General features: G+C 66.9%; 14 protein-coding genes. 5 read left to right on the top strand and 9 right to left on the bottom strand.

Going from position 1 to position 15,254, the window contains the following annotated elements; translation table 11 throughout:
* Positions 1 to 52: 52 nt before the first annotated feature.
* Positions 53 to 1,087 (bottom strand): LLM class flavin-dependent oxidoreductase, encoded by a 1,035-nt coding sequence (locus R2733_09145; GenBank protein MEZ5376662.1) that lies wholly within the window; start codon positions 1,085 to 1,087, stop codon positions 53 to 55.
* 114 nt (positions 1,088 to 1,201) lie between these two features.
* Between R2733_09145 and R2733_09140 the strand changes: the two genes are divergently transcribed.
* The 4 genes from R2733_09140 (at position 1,202) to R2733_09125 (ending at position 7,606) form a co-directional block, all read left to right on the top strand.
* Positions 1,202 to 2,281, top strand: a complete 1,080-nt coding sequence (locus R2733_09140; GenBank protein ID MEZ5376661.1) for a phosphotransferase — start codon at positions 1,202 to 1,204, stop codon at positions 2,279 to 2,281.
* On the top strand, positions 2,278 to 3,531 hold the full coding sequence (locus R2733_09135; GenBank protein ID MEZ5376660.1) for a hypothetical protein: 1,254 nt from the start codon (positions 2,278 to 2,280) through the stop codon (positions 3,529 to 3,531). The genes R2733_09140 and R2733_09135 overlap by 4 nt, the downstream gene beginning before the upstream one ends.
* Positions 3,528 to 5,504, top strand: a complete 1,977-nt coding sequence (locus R2733_09130) for a hypothetical protein (GenBank protein ID MEZ5376659.1) — start codon at positions 3,528 to 3,530, stop codon at positions 5,502 to 5,504. The genes R2733_09135 and R2733_09130 overlap by 4 nt, the downstream gene beginning before the upstream one ends.
* A gap of 131 nt (positions 5,505 to 5,635) precedes the next feature.
* Positions 5,636 to 7,606: a hypothetical protein gene (locus R2733_09125; protein ID MEZ5376658.1), complete on the top strand. Its 1,971-nt coding sequence runs from the start codon at positions 5,636 to 5,638 to the stop codon at positions 7,604 to 7,606.
* Positions 7,607 to 7,658: 52 nt separating this feature from the next.
* On the opposite strand, the gene R2733_09120 is transcribed toward R2733_09125, so the two are convergent.
* The 3 genes from R2733_09120 to R2733_09110 all read right to left on the bottom strand — a co-directional run bounded on the left by R2733_09120 (position 7,659) and on the right by R2733_09110 (position 10,232).
* A complete protein-coding gene (locus tag R2733_09120; GenBank protein MEZ5376657.1) occupies positions 7,659 to 8,288 on the bottom strand; it encodes a TetR/AcrR family transcriptional regulator in 630 nt (209 codons plus the stop codon).
* 71 nt (positions 8,289 to 8,359) lie between these two features.
* Complete coding sequence (locus R2733_09115; protein ID MEZ5376656.1) at positions 8,360 to 9,481, bottom strand: cupin domain-containing protein; 1,122 nt, start codon at positions 9,479 to 9,481, stop codon at positions 8,360 to 8,362.
* Positions 9,482 to 9,494: 13 nt separating this feature from the next.
* Positions 9,495 to 10,232 (bottom strand): 7-carboxy-7-deazaguanine synthase QueE, encoded by a 738-nt coding sequence (locus R2733_09110; protein MEZ5376655.1) that lies wholly within the window; start codon positions 10,230 to 10,232, stop codon positions 9,495 to 9,497.
* A gap of 127 nt (positions 10,233 to 10,359) precedes the next feature.
* On the opposite strand from R2733_09110, the gene R2733_09105 reads away from it, so the two are divergent.
* Positions 10,360 to 10,761, top strand: coding sequence for a 6-carboxytetrahydropterin synthase (locus R2733_09105; GenBank protein ID MEZ5376654.1), 402 nt, complete (start codon positions 10,360 to 10,362; stop codon positions 10,759 to 10,761).
* A gap of 17 nt (positions 10,762 to 10,778) precedes the next feature.
* Here R2733_09105 and R2733_09100 read toward each other — a convergent pair whose 3' ends face one another.
* The 5 genes from R2733_09100 to R2733_09080 all read right to left on the bottom strand — a co-directional run bounded on the left by R2733_09100 (position 10,779) and on the right by R2733_09080 (position 14,978).
* Complete coding sequence (locus tag R2733_09100; protein ID MEZ5376653.1) at positions 10,779 to 11,849, bottom strand: class I SAM-dependent methyltransferase; 1,071 nt, start codon at positions 11,847 to 11,849, stop codon at positions 10,779 to 10,781.
* Entirely contained in the window at positions 11,846 to 12,532 is a 687-nt protein-coding gene (locus R2733_09095; protein MEZ5376652.1) for a phytanoyl-CoA dioxygenase family protein, read from the bottom strand. The genes R2733_09100 and R2733_09095 overlap by 4 nt, the downstream gene beginning before the upstream one ends.
* 6 nt (positions 12,533 to 12,538) lie before the next feature.
* Positions 12,539 to 12,820, bottom strand: coding sequence for a hypothetical protein (locus tag R2733_09090; protein MEZ5376651.1), 282 nt, complete (start codon positions 12,818 to 12,820; stop codon positions 12,539 to 12,541).
* A gap of 62 nt (positions 12,821 to 12,882) precedes the next feature.
* Positions 12,883 to 14,409 (bottom strand): 7-cyano-7-deazaguanine synthase, encoded by a 1,527-nt coding sequence (locus R2733_09085; GenBank protein MEZ5376650.1) that lies wholly within the window; start codon positions 14,407 to 14,409, stop codon positions 12,883 to 12,885.
* The gene (locus R2733_09080; protein MEZ5376649.1) at positions 14,409 to 14,978 is read right to left on the bottom strand and encodes a 2OG-Fe(II) oxygenase; all 570 of its coding nucleotides are present in this window, start codon (positions 14,976 to 14,978) and stop codon (positions 14,409 to 14,411) included. Before R2733_09080 ends, R2733_09085 begins: the two co-directional genes overlap by 1 nt.
* Positions 14,979 to 15,254 lie beyond the last annotated feature (276 nt).

Below are 15,254 nucleotides of genomic sequence, written 5' to 3'. Positions count from 1 at the left end.
CCTGTCCCCGGCAGGAATCTAACTCAGATTCGAAGTCGGTGAAAGGCGTCACTCACAGGTGCGGTGCAACCTCGGTCGCGAAGCGCGAGAGGGAGTCGCGAACGAGGTGAGGCGCCATCCCCGGGAGAACGCCGAGCGCCAGATGCGTGGTGCGCACTCGCTGCATCGACGCCGTCAACACCTTGGCGACCTCGTCGGGTGACCCGAAGACCGGATCGAAGATCAGTCGCTGATCCGGGTCTCGCAACTGGTCCGGAGCGGGTACGACCTGGCGGAAGGTGCTGCCGTCGGCCTCGGCTGCGGTGTTGCCCCACGCTGCATAGACGTCGAGGAGGTGATGGAACGGCAGGGTGGCGTCGGCCCATGCGGTGTCGTTGTCGGCGGCAACATGCGTCCAGTGCAGCTGGAGCACGTTGGCCTCGTCGTCGAACCCGGCGACGGCGCGAGCCTCGTCGTAGGTCGCCTGGAGCTGCCGGTTGGCCAGCCCGAGCAGATGCGCCCCACGGCGCCCGGCTCGGGCGACCGCCTTGGAACTCGTGGCCCCGATCCACAGCGGTGGCGAAGGCTGCTGGACCGGGCGAGGGCTGAGACGGGCCCGGTCGATGTGGTAGTGCCTGCCGTCGTAGGAGAACACCTCGTTCTCCCACAACCCGCTCAGCACATCGAGACCCTCGATGAAGCGACCGAGCCGTTCCGCTCGGTCGATGCCGAAGCCGGCGAACTCGTGCACGGCGTAGCCCTGCCCGACGCCCACGTCGATGCGCCCGTTCGACAACACGTCGAGCGTCGCCAGGTCTTCGGCCAGGCGGACGGCGTGATGCAGTGGGAGTAGGAGCAGGTTGAAGCCGATGCGAACCCGCTCGGTGCGGGCGGCGATCGCTGCCGCGATCGTGAGGATCGACGGCGAGTATCCGTCATCGGCGAAGTGGTGTTCGGTCAACCAGATCGTGTCGAAGCCCAACGCTTCGGCCTCGACGGCCAGTTGGAGCTCATCGCGGTAGACGTCGACGAACGGCCGACGCCAACCGGCTGGATTCCGAAAGCTGAACATGACACCGGCGTCGATCCCGTCGATCAGTTGACCCATCTGCGTCCTCCCGTCGCTGGTGGGCCGGAACCTATCGGCGAGATGGTTTGGTGTCGATGTGGCGGGCGACTGTACAGTCGTACGGAACGACGCCGAACATCACCAGGGGGACCAATGACGCTCGACGTGCGAGGCACGCCGGAATCGATCGACGAGCATTGGCTGACGGCGACACTTGGTGCCGCCGGCGTTGCCGGCGGCGCGACGGTCACGGGCGTGCAGTTCCGAGGCGAGATCGGTACCGGTCAGACGGGCCGCAACGCTCGGTTCGCCCTGACCTGGGACGACCCGACCGACCGCCCGGCGTCGGTCGTCGCAAAGTTCCCGTCCGCGGATCCCGCCGCTCGAGCCGCAGCTTTCGCCAACGGCACCTACATCAAGGAGTGGTTCTTTTACCACGACCTCGTCGACACCGTTTCGATCCGAACGCCTGCGATCTATGCGGCGCACTTCGACCCGGAGGCCCCGGACTTCGTCCTGCTGATGGAAGACGTGTCGGGCTCGGTGCAGGGCGACCAGATCGCCGGCCTCAGCGTTGATGAGGCGGCGCTGGCCGCCGAGGAGGCCGTCGGCCTCCATGCGCCACACTGGGCCAATCCGACCCTCGCGGCAAAACTCGGGGTCGACCTGTCGGACGAGGAGAAGGTCGCCGCCGTCAACATGATGTACGGCGCAACCATGGGCGGCTTCCTCGATCGGCTCGGCCACCGTCTCGATGCCGATGTGGTGGAGCTCGTCCAACGATTCGCCGGCTCCGTCGGGCAGTGGGCACTCGGTACCGGATCACCGACCACGCTCGTTCACATGGACTACCGCCCCGACAACTTCCTGTTTGCTCGAGACCCCGGCGCGCCCCCGATCGTCGTGGTGGACTGGCAGACCGTGAACGTCGGCCTGGCCACGAGTGATATCGCATACCTGCTCGGTGGCTGCTTCGACCCTGACGTCCGAGCGTCGGCGGAACGCGAGCTCGTCGAGTCCTATCGTCGCCGTCTGGTTGCGACCGGGATCGACTACGACGCCGACACGTGTTGGCGCGACTACCGGTTCTCGAGCTTGTGGGGTGTCGCCATGACGGTGATCGCCACGGTCTTGGCCGAGAAGACCGAGCGGGGTGACGACATGCTCACGGCGATGGCGCAGCGACACGGCCGCCACGCCCTCGACCTCGACGCGCTAGCGCTGTTGGAATGACCGCCGGCGGACCCGCGCATGACCGATGGCCGGGCGTCCTGCGGCGCCGCCGTGTCGTCGCGCTCGTGCTGTCGGTCGGACTCCCCGCCGTGCTCGTCGTGCTCGCCGGCCATCGAGGTCAGCACATGGCGAGGAGTCTGCTGATCCCCGGTGCCGGACTCTACGACGAGCACCTCGTTGTCGGTGTCGCCCTCACGCTGGCGGCCGTTGCCGCCACGATCGCCTGGCTCCGCTGGGGACTCGACTCGATCCTTCTTGCGGTCGTGGGGTTGGCCATCGTGGTGTCGGGTCTGATGCCGCCCACGGTCCACGCCGTTGCGTTTCCGGCGATCGAACAGTCCGCCCACGAGTTCCCACTGGTCATCCTCGTCGTCGGCGCTCTCGCCTGGCTCCGGTCTGCGCTGCGCCGGGTCCCGATCGTCGGTCGGTTGGCGGCGCGTCGCTCGACGCGCCGACTCGACGGACTCGACGACCTGATGGCACTCCCACCGCTCGACCGGTGCCGCGCCGTTTCGGTACTGACGCTTCCACTGGCAGGCGCCGCGCCGGCTGAAGTCGATCCACGGTTGCCGGCTGCGGTCGGTGCCGCCGACGTCGAGCGCCGGGCCCGACGAATCGGTCTCCTCGCCCGTGGTCGCCGTGGCGGCGATCCGTTCCGCGTCGACCACGCCGCAGCTCGAACGGCTCGGCTGGGTGTCGGGGCGCTCACCACCGATCAGGTGGCGCAGTTGCGGGCCGATGCCGTCCGCGCCTGGGCTGGCGTCCCGGCCAGTGAGCCGACCTGGGTCCGGCTGTTCGACGCCGTCGTTGCCGCCATCGCGCTCGACCCGATCGACCCCGAGCCGGCCCGTCGCGTCGGCGAACTCCTGCACTCGCATCTCGGCCTGCGCCGCGGTCACCGCCCGGCGTGGATCTGGACACCGCTTGCCGTCGCCGCCGGCCGAGCCGACGACTGGGAGCACACCGCCGCCACCGCCCTCGCCCGGGCGGCCGGCTGGATCGGTGACGATGACTGGTCCGCCCTTCGACGTCGGGCCTTCGGCGCAGCCGCTCGGGGCACCGTCTTCGCCGGCGACGAGCGGACGGTTGCCGCCGCCCGGATCTGGACCGCGCTCGTCGACGATCCCGAAGCGGCACGCATCCTCGCCCGTCCGACCGTGGCCCACGACCCGCTTGCGGTCGCTCTCGACACCCTTGCCACTCGCCTTCGTGCTTCCGCCCCCGTCGCCAACCAGGAGGTCGCATCGTGACCCTCACCGTCGAGCCCACCCTGTCACCCGGTCCGGGCGCCATCCCTCTGCTGCCGGAGCGCCCGCTCCGGATGGGTCCGGTGACCCGCCGGTTGCTGACTCGAACGGCCCTGGTGGTGGGCGCCGCCGAGGCGATCGGTGCGATCCTCGTGTTCGCCGTCGGCGGGGAACGGGCGACAGCGGCCGGCCTCGGACTGATGTTCCCTGGTGGCGGCTTCCTCTACGACGCTGCGCCGTTGCTCCTCGCCGCGAGCCTGGTCGGCGTGGTCGTCTCCATCGTGTTGTGGTGGGCCATCAGTGCGGTCTGGGCGCTGCCGACGGTCTGGGCGGTGTCTGCAGTTGCGGCAACCCTTCTCGCCGACGGACCTCGACTGTGGACCGACGACGGAGCGTCGTGGGACTGGGCGATCCCCGTGGTCGTGGCGGCCGCCCTGGTCACGATCGCTGCGACCGTGTGGAGCTTCGAGCACCGATTCCGCACCAAGCGGGCCCGAGTGCCCGAGCTCAACGAGTACCTGGGGGCGGTGTCGGTCCCTGATCCGGTCAGCGCCTGGCGCGAACCCGACGAGACCGACGCCGAACTGCTCCGCTGGTGCTACGAACTCGCACTCCAGCCGATCGACTCGTTCGACGGGTTCGAATGGGGCGAGCAGTTCCACGGCGGCACCTGTGTCCGCTACCAACTCAACTACCTGGGGTGGGGACTCGCTCAGTACGCAGCGAACTCGCTACCGAATGCGCCGACCGAGATCGAGCTCGTCCTCCGCAACCTCGTGATCAAGCAGACCGACCTGCGAGTCTGGAGCTACTGGCGCACGCTGAACCGGATCGGGAACTTCGACGCCAACCCCGATCCGATCGTCCGCGACAACATCATGTTCTCCGGGTTCACCGGCGACCAGATCAACATGTACGAGGCAGCGACGGGCTCCACGTACTTCGACCAACCCGGTGCGCTCACCTTCGTCTGGTCCGACGGCCGAACGTTCGCCTACGACCACCACTCGTGGATGGACGAAGTACGGCGCAACTTCGACGAGAGCGAGTCGGGGTTCTTCCCGTGCGAGCCGGGTTGGGCCTTCGCCGCGTGCAACACCATCGGTGCCCAAGCACTGCTTGGCTACGAAGTGCTGCACGGACGCCCGCTCTGGTCGCAGTACCGGGATCGTTGGCGACAGACGCTCGAGGACGAGTACCTCCTGCCCGACGGAAACTTCGCCAACATCCGTTGCACGCGCACCGGCCTGTCGTGGGACACCGGCGAGACGCCGGGCGGGGAGTATCTCGTCACGGGGAGCAACGGCTTCGCCGACGTCGCACCCGACCTCGCTCAGCGCGGGCGTGCGCTTGCAACGAGAGGTCTCGATCGTAAGCTGGCCGCGCTCCGTGCCTCGATGGTCGACGGTGAACTGGCGATGGAGTTGCCGCCAGAACCCGAACGAAATCGAGTACGCGACACCGCGCTCAACTCGTGGTCGAAGCTCGTCGGCGCGTCGCGGATGATGGGCGACGCCGAGCTGCTCGGAGCGGTGTTGCGTGCGTCGGACCGCCAGTGCCGAACCGGCGAGCGTTGGCCCGAGCGTCCACTGGCCGCCGGGGTCCAGAACATGGCGATCCACATGATCACCCGATGGGCGGGTCCGGAGACCACCGCGTCGTTGAACCTGCGTGGCTACGTGCCGCCCGAGGGACCGATCCTCGGGTCGGTCCCGTGGCCGCAGGCAATGGTGACGGTGGCCCGCTCTTGCGACGGTGTCTCGCTCGACCTGTCGGTCCGGGCCGTCGAAGCGGCACCAACGGACTCGATCGACTTGACGTTCTCTGCGCTGCGCCCGGGCGTTGTGTATCGGCTCACCGCAGCCGATGGCGAAGGTCTTGCGTCGGTGCTCGCCGACGACGACGGTCGCGGCACGACCGCCGTCCGTCTCGAGCGTGCGGTCGGGCTTCGACTTGTTCCCGAGGTCGCGGCATGATCTCGATGTTCGTCAATTGCGCTCGAGCCTGGGTGCGCCTCGTGCAGCAGTTCCACCGAATCACCCGCCGCCCGCAGGTCACCCTGCACCGGGAGCCGATCCCGGTTCGTCCGAAACGGAGCTGACCGACGATGACCGTCACCGATCGTTCCCCCGAGCTCGTCGCCGACGACGCCATTCTCCTGCTTCCCGAATCGCCACCACGGCTGGGACCCTCCAGCCGACGTTTGCTCGCCCGACCGCTCGCCGCGCTCGTTCTGCTGCAGGCGATCGGGGCGTGGCTCGTGTTCGGCGTCGGCTCGCCCCGTGCAACCGCAGCCGGGCTGTCGCTCGTCTTCCCCGGTGCCGGCCTGCTCTACGACGCGGCACCCGTGCTCTTCGTCACCACCCTCGCCCTGATGGTCGTCGCCCTCGTGCTGTGGTGGGGTCTCAGCGCCCACGCGGCGATTCCGATCGTGTGGCTCGGCTCGGTGGTGCTGTCCGTGATCCTCGCCGACGGTCCGCGTCTCTGGACCGATCGCGGTAGCCACTGGGGATGGGCCATCCCGGTCGCCTACCTGCTGGCGCTGGCCACGCTCGGGCGGATGGTCTGGCGCTTTGAGTCCCGCTACCGAAGCAAGCGGGCGCGGATCCCCGAGCTCAACGAGTATCTGGCGTCGGCGGATCTTCCGGAGCGATATTCGCCGGTGCGGATGCCCGACGAGATCGACGCCGAGCTCGTCCGGTTTGCCTACGATCTCGCCTTCCAGCCCGATGACGGGCTCAAGGGATTGGACTGGGGCGAGCAGTTCCACGGCGGCACGCAGTTGCGCTACCAGCTCAACGCCTACTGCTGGGCGCTCAGCGTGTTCGCCGCGAACTACGTCCCCAATGCGCCCGCCCAGGTGGAGCGCGCTCTGGCCAAGCTGATCGACAAGCACACCGATCTGCGCGTCTGGAAGTACTGGCGCACGCTGAACGTGCTCGGCAACTTCGACACCAATCCGGATCCGATCGTTCGCGACAACATCATGTTCTCGGCCTTCCTCGGCGATGTGGTCAACATGTACGAGGCGGCGACCGGTTCGGATCGCTACGACCAGCCGGGTTCGCTGAACTTCGTCTGGTCGGACGGGCGGACGTTCTCCTACGACCACCATTCGCTCGTCGCTGCCATCCGGGCCAACTACGAACGGAGTCGGCTCGGCTTCTTCCCCTGCGAGCCGGGATGGTCGTTCACCGTCTGCAACATCATGGGGGCGCAGTCGCTCAGGGGGCACGGCACGCTCCACGGCTCGACCCTGTGGGACGAGGTGAAGCCCCAGTGGCGGCGGACGCTCGACGAGGAATACCTCACGCCTGATGGTTCCTATGCCCACATCCGTTCCAACCACGTCGGGCTGTCGTGGGACACCGGCGAGGTTCCGGGCGGCCACTACTTCGCCGCAGGGTCGAATCGCTTCGCCGACATCCTCCCGGCACACGCACGGCGGGCGGCGGCGCTCGAGCTCCGGACGGCGCCGGCGAAGATGGGTGCGCTCGCAGCGAAGATCGATGACGGCGTGCTCGACCTCGAACTACCGGAGGTTCCCGAGCGCCACCGGACCCGGTCCAGCGCGCTGCCCTCGTGGACCGGCGTGCTCGCCGGAGCGCGCGCCGTCGGCGAAGCCCGACTCGCCGATGCGTCGCTGGCCTCGCTCGCTCGCCAGTGTGCAACCGGGCAGCGCTGGCCCGACCGCCCGCTGAAGGCTGGGTCATCGGCGCTCGCCGGTCACATGATCGTGCGGTGGTCCTCGCCGATGACGACGGCACAGTTGAACGTACGGGGCTACGTCCCGCCGTCGGGGCCCGTCGTCGATTCGCTCGCTTGGGACGATGTGATCGTCGTGCTGGCCCGATCGACCGACGAGACCTCGCTCGATGTGGTGCTCGAGCCGTGGCGTGAGCCGGTGCTCGCCACCGTCGGGCTGCGCCAGCTCCATCCTGCGACGACCTATCTGGTCACGGCCCCGGCGTCCGGAGAGACGAAGCGGTGCACGGCCGATGGCGACGGTCGAGCGTCGTTCACCTGGCAGCTCGACGGTCGGACGACGCTGCGGCTCGAACCCGAGGTGGCGCCGTGAAGCGTACGTTCGTCGACTGCGATCGCATCTGGACCCGGTTGGTGACCGCGGTCTACCGGCTCCGACGGCTCCCACGAGTCACCAACGACCCGCCACCGCTGTCCTCGCGGGTTTCGTCGCGGCGGGCGAGGTAGCCGTCGGCGGCTGCGATCGCCACCTCGACCGCGCGGTCGACCTGGGACGGGTCGACTGCAGCCATCGCCGTGAGCCCCCAGAGCTGCGTGGTCACGAAGCGGACCAGGGCTGGACCGTCGTCGGCAACGAGCTCGCCGCGGTCGATGTTGCGCCGGACCAGATCACGGAAGAACTCCTCGTAGGGCGGCGTCACCAGCTGGAGTCCGAGAAGATCGGGATGCTCCCGGTCGAGGACGACGCGAATGGTGAAGCGGAGGAGGTCGGGATCGCGTTCCAGGAGGTCGCCGCCGCACCGCATGAGTGCGTGGACTTCGTCGACCAGGGTGGTGCATTCGGCGATGACCGCGGCGAAGGCCTCGTAGATCTGGCGGATGCCGTCGGCGTACACCAGCTCGTAGAGCGCGGCCTTCGACGGTGCATAGGTGTAGATCGCCATCGTGCTGAGGCCGGCATCGGCGGCAATGCCTCGTAGCCCCGCTCCGCCGTAGCCGTGCGTGGCGAAGGCCGACCGAGCCGCTCCGATCACTCGGTCACGTGTGTCCTGCACCCAGCGACCCTACCCGTGTCGAGTCTCTCCCATCCACGTCGCCGAGCGCCCACCGTTGGTCGACGCAGTCGCTATGCCGTGGACATCTCGAGGAACCCATGCTCGATGAGTCGGCGAACGAGGGCCTCCCGAGACGGCGCCTCCAGCTCGGCGAGACTGCCGACGCGGAATGGTCCGCCTGACGCAATGCGGTGCAGTGCCGGCTCGTATTCCTCTGGCAGCGAGATCAGCGAGTCGGGTGTTCGAAGAACCACCTGCCCCCCGTACCCCGGGTGGACACGCATCTGATTGAGCGTGGCCGGACTCACCAGCGAGTCGTCGTCGATCGTCGCGCTCAGAACCGCAGACTTCAACGCACCGGTCCCCGCCGGCAGCGGGCGCACGAGTCGCTCGAGCTGGAGCCGTGCGGCTTGGTCGAGGTCGATCGATCGAAGGTGTTGGCAGGCCCGATCGATGTGCTCGCCGAGTCGCCGTGCGACGTCGTTCGGTTCGGCGTTGATCGGAAGTGGCAGCGGCTCGTCGAGCCAGGCCGTTCCGGACTCAAGCAGTCGCATCACGAGCTCTCGGTACGTATTCGCAAGGATGGCGATCGAGATGTGGATGCTTGGCGTGTCGACGCTTCGCGCTCGGTGTCGGGTGCCGATCGGCATGTAGAGCACTTCGCCGGGGTGCAGCGTGACGTGGCCGATGTCCTCGGCCCACCACTCGCGGTTGCCACTGACCTGCATCACGAAGACATCGTGATGGTCGATGTGTGGGCGGAGACCTCGCCCGCCGGGAGGTGTGAGGAAGGCTTGGGCGTAGTTTCGCAGTCCAGTGGAGCGTTCGAGTTCGGCGGTGAAGTCTCGGAGCGGGGGCCACAGGTGGTGGAGCGAACGAAGGGCGACCGTGGCACCACCTCGGTACGCCGCCGTCACCTTCGCCGGATCGATGGCCCCGCGCACTGCGGTGCCGCGGTCGCGTTCTTCGACGACGAGTGAGCACTCGTCGACCAACTCGCCGCTGGTGATGACGTCGACCACCGACGTCGGCAGGGACGCCCCGACGAGTCGGTCGAACGCATCGAGATCGAAGAGGTCGTCGAACGGTTCGGTGCCGCAATGCACCGACGAGCCGTTTCCCCAACGTGTGGCGGCGAAGTCGTCGACGTCGCCGACGCATCGGCTGAGCGCTCGGGCGTATGGATGAGTCATGACGGTGTTCCTTTCATCGGCCACGGGCATCACCCCAGGCCAGGACGTGGAGGCGCGATGAGAGATTCCAGCCTCGCTCGACGACGTCGTCGGCGACGGAGCGAAGCGAGGCCTCGATCGCCGACGGAGTCGTGCCAAGGGGACTGATCCAGACTCGGTCCGGCGCGATCGCGTGGCGTTCGACGATGGCGGCCACCTCTTCGAGATCGGCCGGTGCCGAGCAGACGAACTTGAAGATGCTGTTCGGTTCGGCTGCGAGTTGGTCGAGGGAGTCGGCGCGCAACCGCACGCTGGCGTCCACTCCGGATGACGCAAGCTTGGGAGAGACGTTGTACTGGACGCCATCGATCGAAAGTGGGCGGTGTCGACCGTTGGTCTCGATCTCGACGCTCCGCCCCTGCTGCTGCAGCTCCTCGACCAACTTCGTCAGCGAGCGCCGTTGGAGGAGGGGCTCGCCCCCCGTGATGACGACGCGGTCGACAGCCATGCGGTCGACGAGTTCGAGGATGTGTGCGATCGGGCGGTCTTCCAGCTCGTCGGCGGGGTCGAAGCGACGTCCGTTGACGCCGCGCCAATCCCAGGTGTAGGGGGTGTCGCACCACGCACACGTGAGGTCGCAGCGCCCAAGGCGGACGAATGCGCACCGACGTCCGGCCGATGGTCCTTCGCCCTGGACCGTCGGCCCGAAGATCTCACTGACGGTCAGCGTCGCGGATCGCTGCGATTCGACAGTGAGAGCGACCGTTCCCATGATCCTCCGGACGACGCGTGTCCGCGGTGGTTACAGCGAGGGCGATGTGGACGACGAAATCGCGACGTAACCCGAGCCGGTCGGTGTCGTCAGGACGAGAGCGCTGCAGATGGTCTGGGAGTGGGAGATGTTCACGACAGCATTCGAATTCACGGTGCACGGTGGTCACCATGTGATCGACAGTCACGAGCACGACTTTCGTGTCCGCATCGAATGCGTTGGTGGTGTTGCCACCTGTGGTGCCACCGAGGGCATGGTCGTCGACTACCGGTCGCTCCGACGACTGGTCAGGTCCGTCCTGCGGCCCGAGGTCGAGAACGTGATGCTTGTTCGTCGCGGCGAGGAGTCGTTGGCGGAACTCAAGACGTGTGAGCGCTTCCAGCCTGTTCCCTTCCGGCCGACGGTCGAGAACCTCGCAAAGCATCTCTTCGAGTTGGCCGTCTCGGCGCTTGCCGACCACGAGCGTTCCAAGGTGGCGAGCATCACCGTGTGGGAGAACGACAGCTGCATGGCGACCTTCGCCGCCTGAGCGCCGCTGGATCGGACCTACTCCCGCTGACTGCGGTGCGCGTCGCAGTGGGTCCTTCCGGCGACGACCAGCGTCATCCACAAGCCGGTCGGGCGTGTCCATTTGACCTCGAGTCCACAGGCGGTGAGCCAGTCGGCGACGGTGGCCAGTGGCCACACTTGGCCAAAGCCGACGAGTAGCCAGTTCAGACTCGTGATTCGACTTGGATCCTTGGTGCCATCGTCGGTCGAAACGTAGTCGTGGAACACCAGGTGTCCGCCATCGGCAAGCAAGCGAGCGCAGGCTTGGAGTTGCATGCGGTTCTGCGCCTCTCCGAGCTGGTGGGAATAGCCGGAGTAGAGGACGAGATCAAAGCGGTCGTCCAACGGCACGTCGGGAAACTGTCCATCGAGGGTCTCGAACCGGCCCGACACCGGTGTCCGGTCGAGACGCTCTCGTGCCTGGCGGTTGATCCTCGGGTAGTCGACCTGTAGCGCGGTCGCGTTCGGGTACGCATGGAGAAGCGTCTCGGCGAACACCCCCGAACCGCCGCCGACATCGAGTATCCGATGTACGGGCACGCCGTCGGCGATCAATCGCTCGACGGTCAGGCCGGCGGCTCTTCGGGTGAGCGGGATGATCGCGTTGGCGATACCGAGCTTGTAGGCGTCATTGTCGAAGTCCGGCGGTGGCCCGACGGTGTCTCGTTCCGTCGCCGACATGGCGACCGATGCCGCGAACCCGTCCCAGAGGCGCCAACTGCCTCCGGTATCGGTGAGGGTCAGCGCAAGATCGCCGAGATATTCGGGCGTGCCTGGGACCAGATACCGGTTGGCGGCGCTCGTGTTTCGGTAGCGACTGGTTGCGCCCACCCCAGAGGTCTCGAGCACACCCATGCCGACCAAGCCCTCGAGGAGCAGCGTTGCGTTGGAAACCGGAAGACGACAGCTCCGTGCGACGTCAGCCGACGTCAACGGACCGCCGGCCAGCGCGTCGAAGACACCGTGGGTGACGCCCGCAGCAAGGCCTGCCGCCTGCCAGTGCCCATGAATGATGTCGAGAATGTTCGAGCCTTCGTCGTCGGCGTCCTCAGGTGGTGGGGGAGTCATGCACCGACCCGAGGGACGCTGTTCGCCACGCGATAGCGACCCGTCAACGCGATTCTCGGAAGGGTGTCGGTGTTCGGACGACTGGCGTGAATGGTCCACTGATCGAAGAACACCGCGTCGCCGGCACCTGCTTCGATCGGGATGCACTCGGGGAAGGCGTTCTCGTCGTCTTCGACGGTGCGAACCTGGTCGAAACGATCGAAGCCGTAGCGCAGGCCCGCACCGAAGGTCGGTGTCGGATCGATATGGCTTCGGGGCACCACGATCAGGGGTGCACGCCGGGCTGGCACATCGGTCAGCGCCACCCACGCAGCGCACATGTACGGCCCCCACGGGTCGGCGCTCACGGCTGCTTCCTGATGCCAGTAGGTCCGCTCGTCGGTGCCGGGACCGAGCGCATGGATTCCCCCGGCCGTCAGCCGTACGTCGACCGCCGGGTCGCCGAGCAACGTTCGTACGAAGTGCTCGACGACCGAGCGATGCCACAGTTCACGAATCCGCGGCTCGGCGTACCAGAGCTCGGAATCGATGATGTAGGTGTTCGGCCGGGTCGGATCAGGAATGTGTGGCAGGACGAGCTCGATCAACTCGTCGCATTGACGTCGGGTGACGAGTCCCGGCACGTGCAGCCAGCCCTCGCGACGGTAGTGCTCGCGCTGCTCCGCTGACGCCTCGACGAGCACGGCGACCTACTCCCAGGGAGAGGGAGCGGCTTTGCGGAGCACCGGAGGCTCGATGGGATTCTTCACGATGGGGAAGGCGTTCTTCGACGCTCCGGTGGTGAATTTGAGGTCCAAGAAGTTCTTCCCCAGAGGCGAAACGTCGGCGTATCCCGAGACCTCGGCGCCCTCCTCGCCGTTCCAGAGCGCTGCCGCGAACGCGTCGCGCTCTCGATTGTCGAGGCTCGCGGCGAAGGCTTCGATCTTCTCCGAAAGTGCCCTGATCTCGTCGATGGAAAGTTGCTGACTCATGACGGCTCCTCGCAGTCGTGTGGTAGTGCGGTCAGCATCGAGACGCTTCCACGTGACGGTGGTTACATGAACGGGTCGATCGCATAGCCGAAGAGCTCGAGCTCGTGTCCGGCAACACTCGCGAAGTCGGCAAGATCGTGCTCATCGAGCTCGGTCCTCCACGAGTCGTCCCTCGCAATGGTGCCGCGGTCGAAACGAACTCGGCTCCCGCGCAAGTGATGGGACTCGGCCTCCGTCCAGGTATCGAGGTCGATGAGATCGGGAAGGTCCAGCCAGTTGCAGATGCGGGTGAGTTCCGACGCAGGGGATTCGCAGAAATCCTCGTAGCGCACGCGCAGGTAGTCGTCCCCGAGGTCGTCGGCGATCTCCAGTGCACGGCGGTGGTGCTGTTGCCAATGCGTGGCCGCATCGACCGCGGAGTACGGCGACGATGGACCCTTCCGACGTCGGGCCGAGGCCAAATAGGCGCGGCCATCCCTGACGAGATGCAGCGCCTTGATCGGTCGACGCGTCCGCAGGGCCTCGAATCGGAGGTGGTGCTTGCTCGAGTCGACGAGCACGGACGTGCCAGATGCGTGCGCGACTCGATCGAGCAGCTGCATGGCTTGATCGGCGTAGGCGTCGACGTCAAGCGGGAGGCCGAGCGTGGCCTCGATCGTTGCCAGCGACAGCTCCGGTTGGGTTCGCAGCACGCGAGACCAGAATCCGCAGACCGTCACCTGATGTCCACATGAGCAGAGCAATCCGGCGTCGACATCGGAGCGAAGATCCATCAGCTCACCGGCAGCGGTGATGTCCGGGTGGCTCCCGAGGAGCAGGCTGAGCAGGGTCGATCCACTTCCCAGTACGCCGATCAGGTGCACCCATTGGGTCGACTGCGGGGGCCGAGCTGATCGAGCCGCTTCCGGCGGAGCCGCCGGGTCGGGGACACCGGCAGCTTCGAAGGCCTGACGCCGCTGCTCACATGCGAGGCACGTCGTGCAGGGCTCGGGACCCGGGCCGTAGCACGACCAGCTCAGGTGGAGAGGGGCACCCAGGTGCATGCCCGCCTTCACGACCATCTGCTTCTCGATGGCAACCAGAGGGGTCCCGATGCGAAGCTTGCGGCCGGCATGTGAGCGACGCAGTCCCTCGTCGAACGATTGTTGCACGGCACGAACGAACGCCGGCGAGGTGTCGGCGAAGCCCTGCTCGGAGGCGTTGGTACCGAGCCACACGCAGTCGAGATCCTGGGCCTCGGCCAGACCTGCCGCCAGTGAGAGCAGGATCAAGTTCCTTGCGGGCACGTAGGGGCCCCGGCGAATGATCGTCTCGTCGTTCTCGTCGAAGAGCAGCGACCCTCCCCACGATGCAAGGTCGATCTCGACCCGCCGTAGCTCGACGCCGAACCAGTCGGCGATCTCCTCGGCGCGTTCCAGCTCGATCTTGCTCCGCTGTCCGTAGTCGAACATGACGGCGATGACGCGATCGAACTTCTGCACTGCCATGGTGAGCGCGACCGTCGAGTCGAGTCCTCCGGAGAACAGCACCAGGCACGAGGTCTCGGCCAGCGGGGCGGAGCTGGGGGGCGCGGACGGCTCGGTGGGCATCAGCGCATCCATGTGACGATCGAGTAGCGGACGCCGCGAGTGACCGGTGAGACCGCATGGGAGAACAAGAAGTTCGAAGGAAACAACACCACATCGCCGGCGGTGAGGCCGGCCGGCAAACGGCGCGCAAAGAACGTGAGCTCGCCTCCGTCGAAATCGGACGGGAGAAGTGCCACGGCGCTGACGGTGCGAAAGGTCAGCGTGTTCGCGTCGTGATGGAGACCGAAGAAATCACCGACGTCATACCGGACCAGCGAAGGTGCGGTGTAGGAGTCGAGGACGACCCCGTCGACGTGATCGACGTAGGCAGTGATCCAATCGTGGATGCAGTTCTGCAGCTGGCGGGACAGTCGCCGCGCTCTCGCCGAGCCTCGTTCGCGAGCGCACCGCGAGACGTTGACCTGCGAGCTGCTTCTTACTGTCGGGTCGAGCTCACCATCGCCGATACGCGACGGCCGAAGTGTTTGTGGGGTCGCGAACTCGTCGATGAGCGCATTGCCAAGGTCGAGGTCGAGCGCCGCGTCGAGTCGGAGGATGAAGTCGGTGAGCTCGGGTGTTCGCTCGTGCATCGTTGCGGAACCCATACGGCGTCCAGACGACGAAGAGCGCACGCGGTTACTCCCCGGAGCGAATTGGGCGCAGACCACGCCATCTCTCGGCTCCAGAGCCCACCCGAACCCATCTCTCGGCCCCAGAGCCCGGAACCGGGCTCAGCAGCCGAGAGTTCGCCGAGTGTGGGCTCCACAGCCGACAGTTGGGGAGCGTCAGGTTTCGGTCAAGACGCGCGCCGGTGAGCGGTTCCTGCCGATGGGAACCACATGCGCCCATTCGATCGTCTCAGCGGC

The sequence above is a fragment of the Acidimicrobiales bacterium genome (assembly GCA_041394265.1).
Taxonomy (GTDB): domain Bacteria; phylum Actinomycetota; class Acidimicrobiia; order Acidimicrobiales; family SZUA-35; genus JBBQUN01.
The sequence above is the reverse complement of the archived record's forward strand: the minus strand, read 5'-3'. Positions and strand labels throughout refer to the sequence as shown.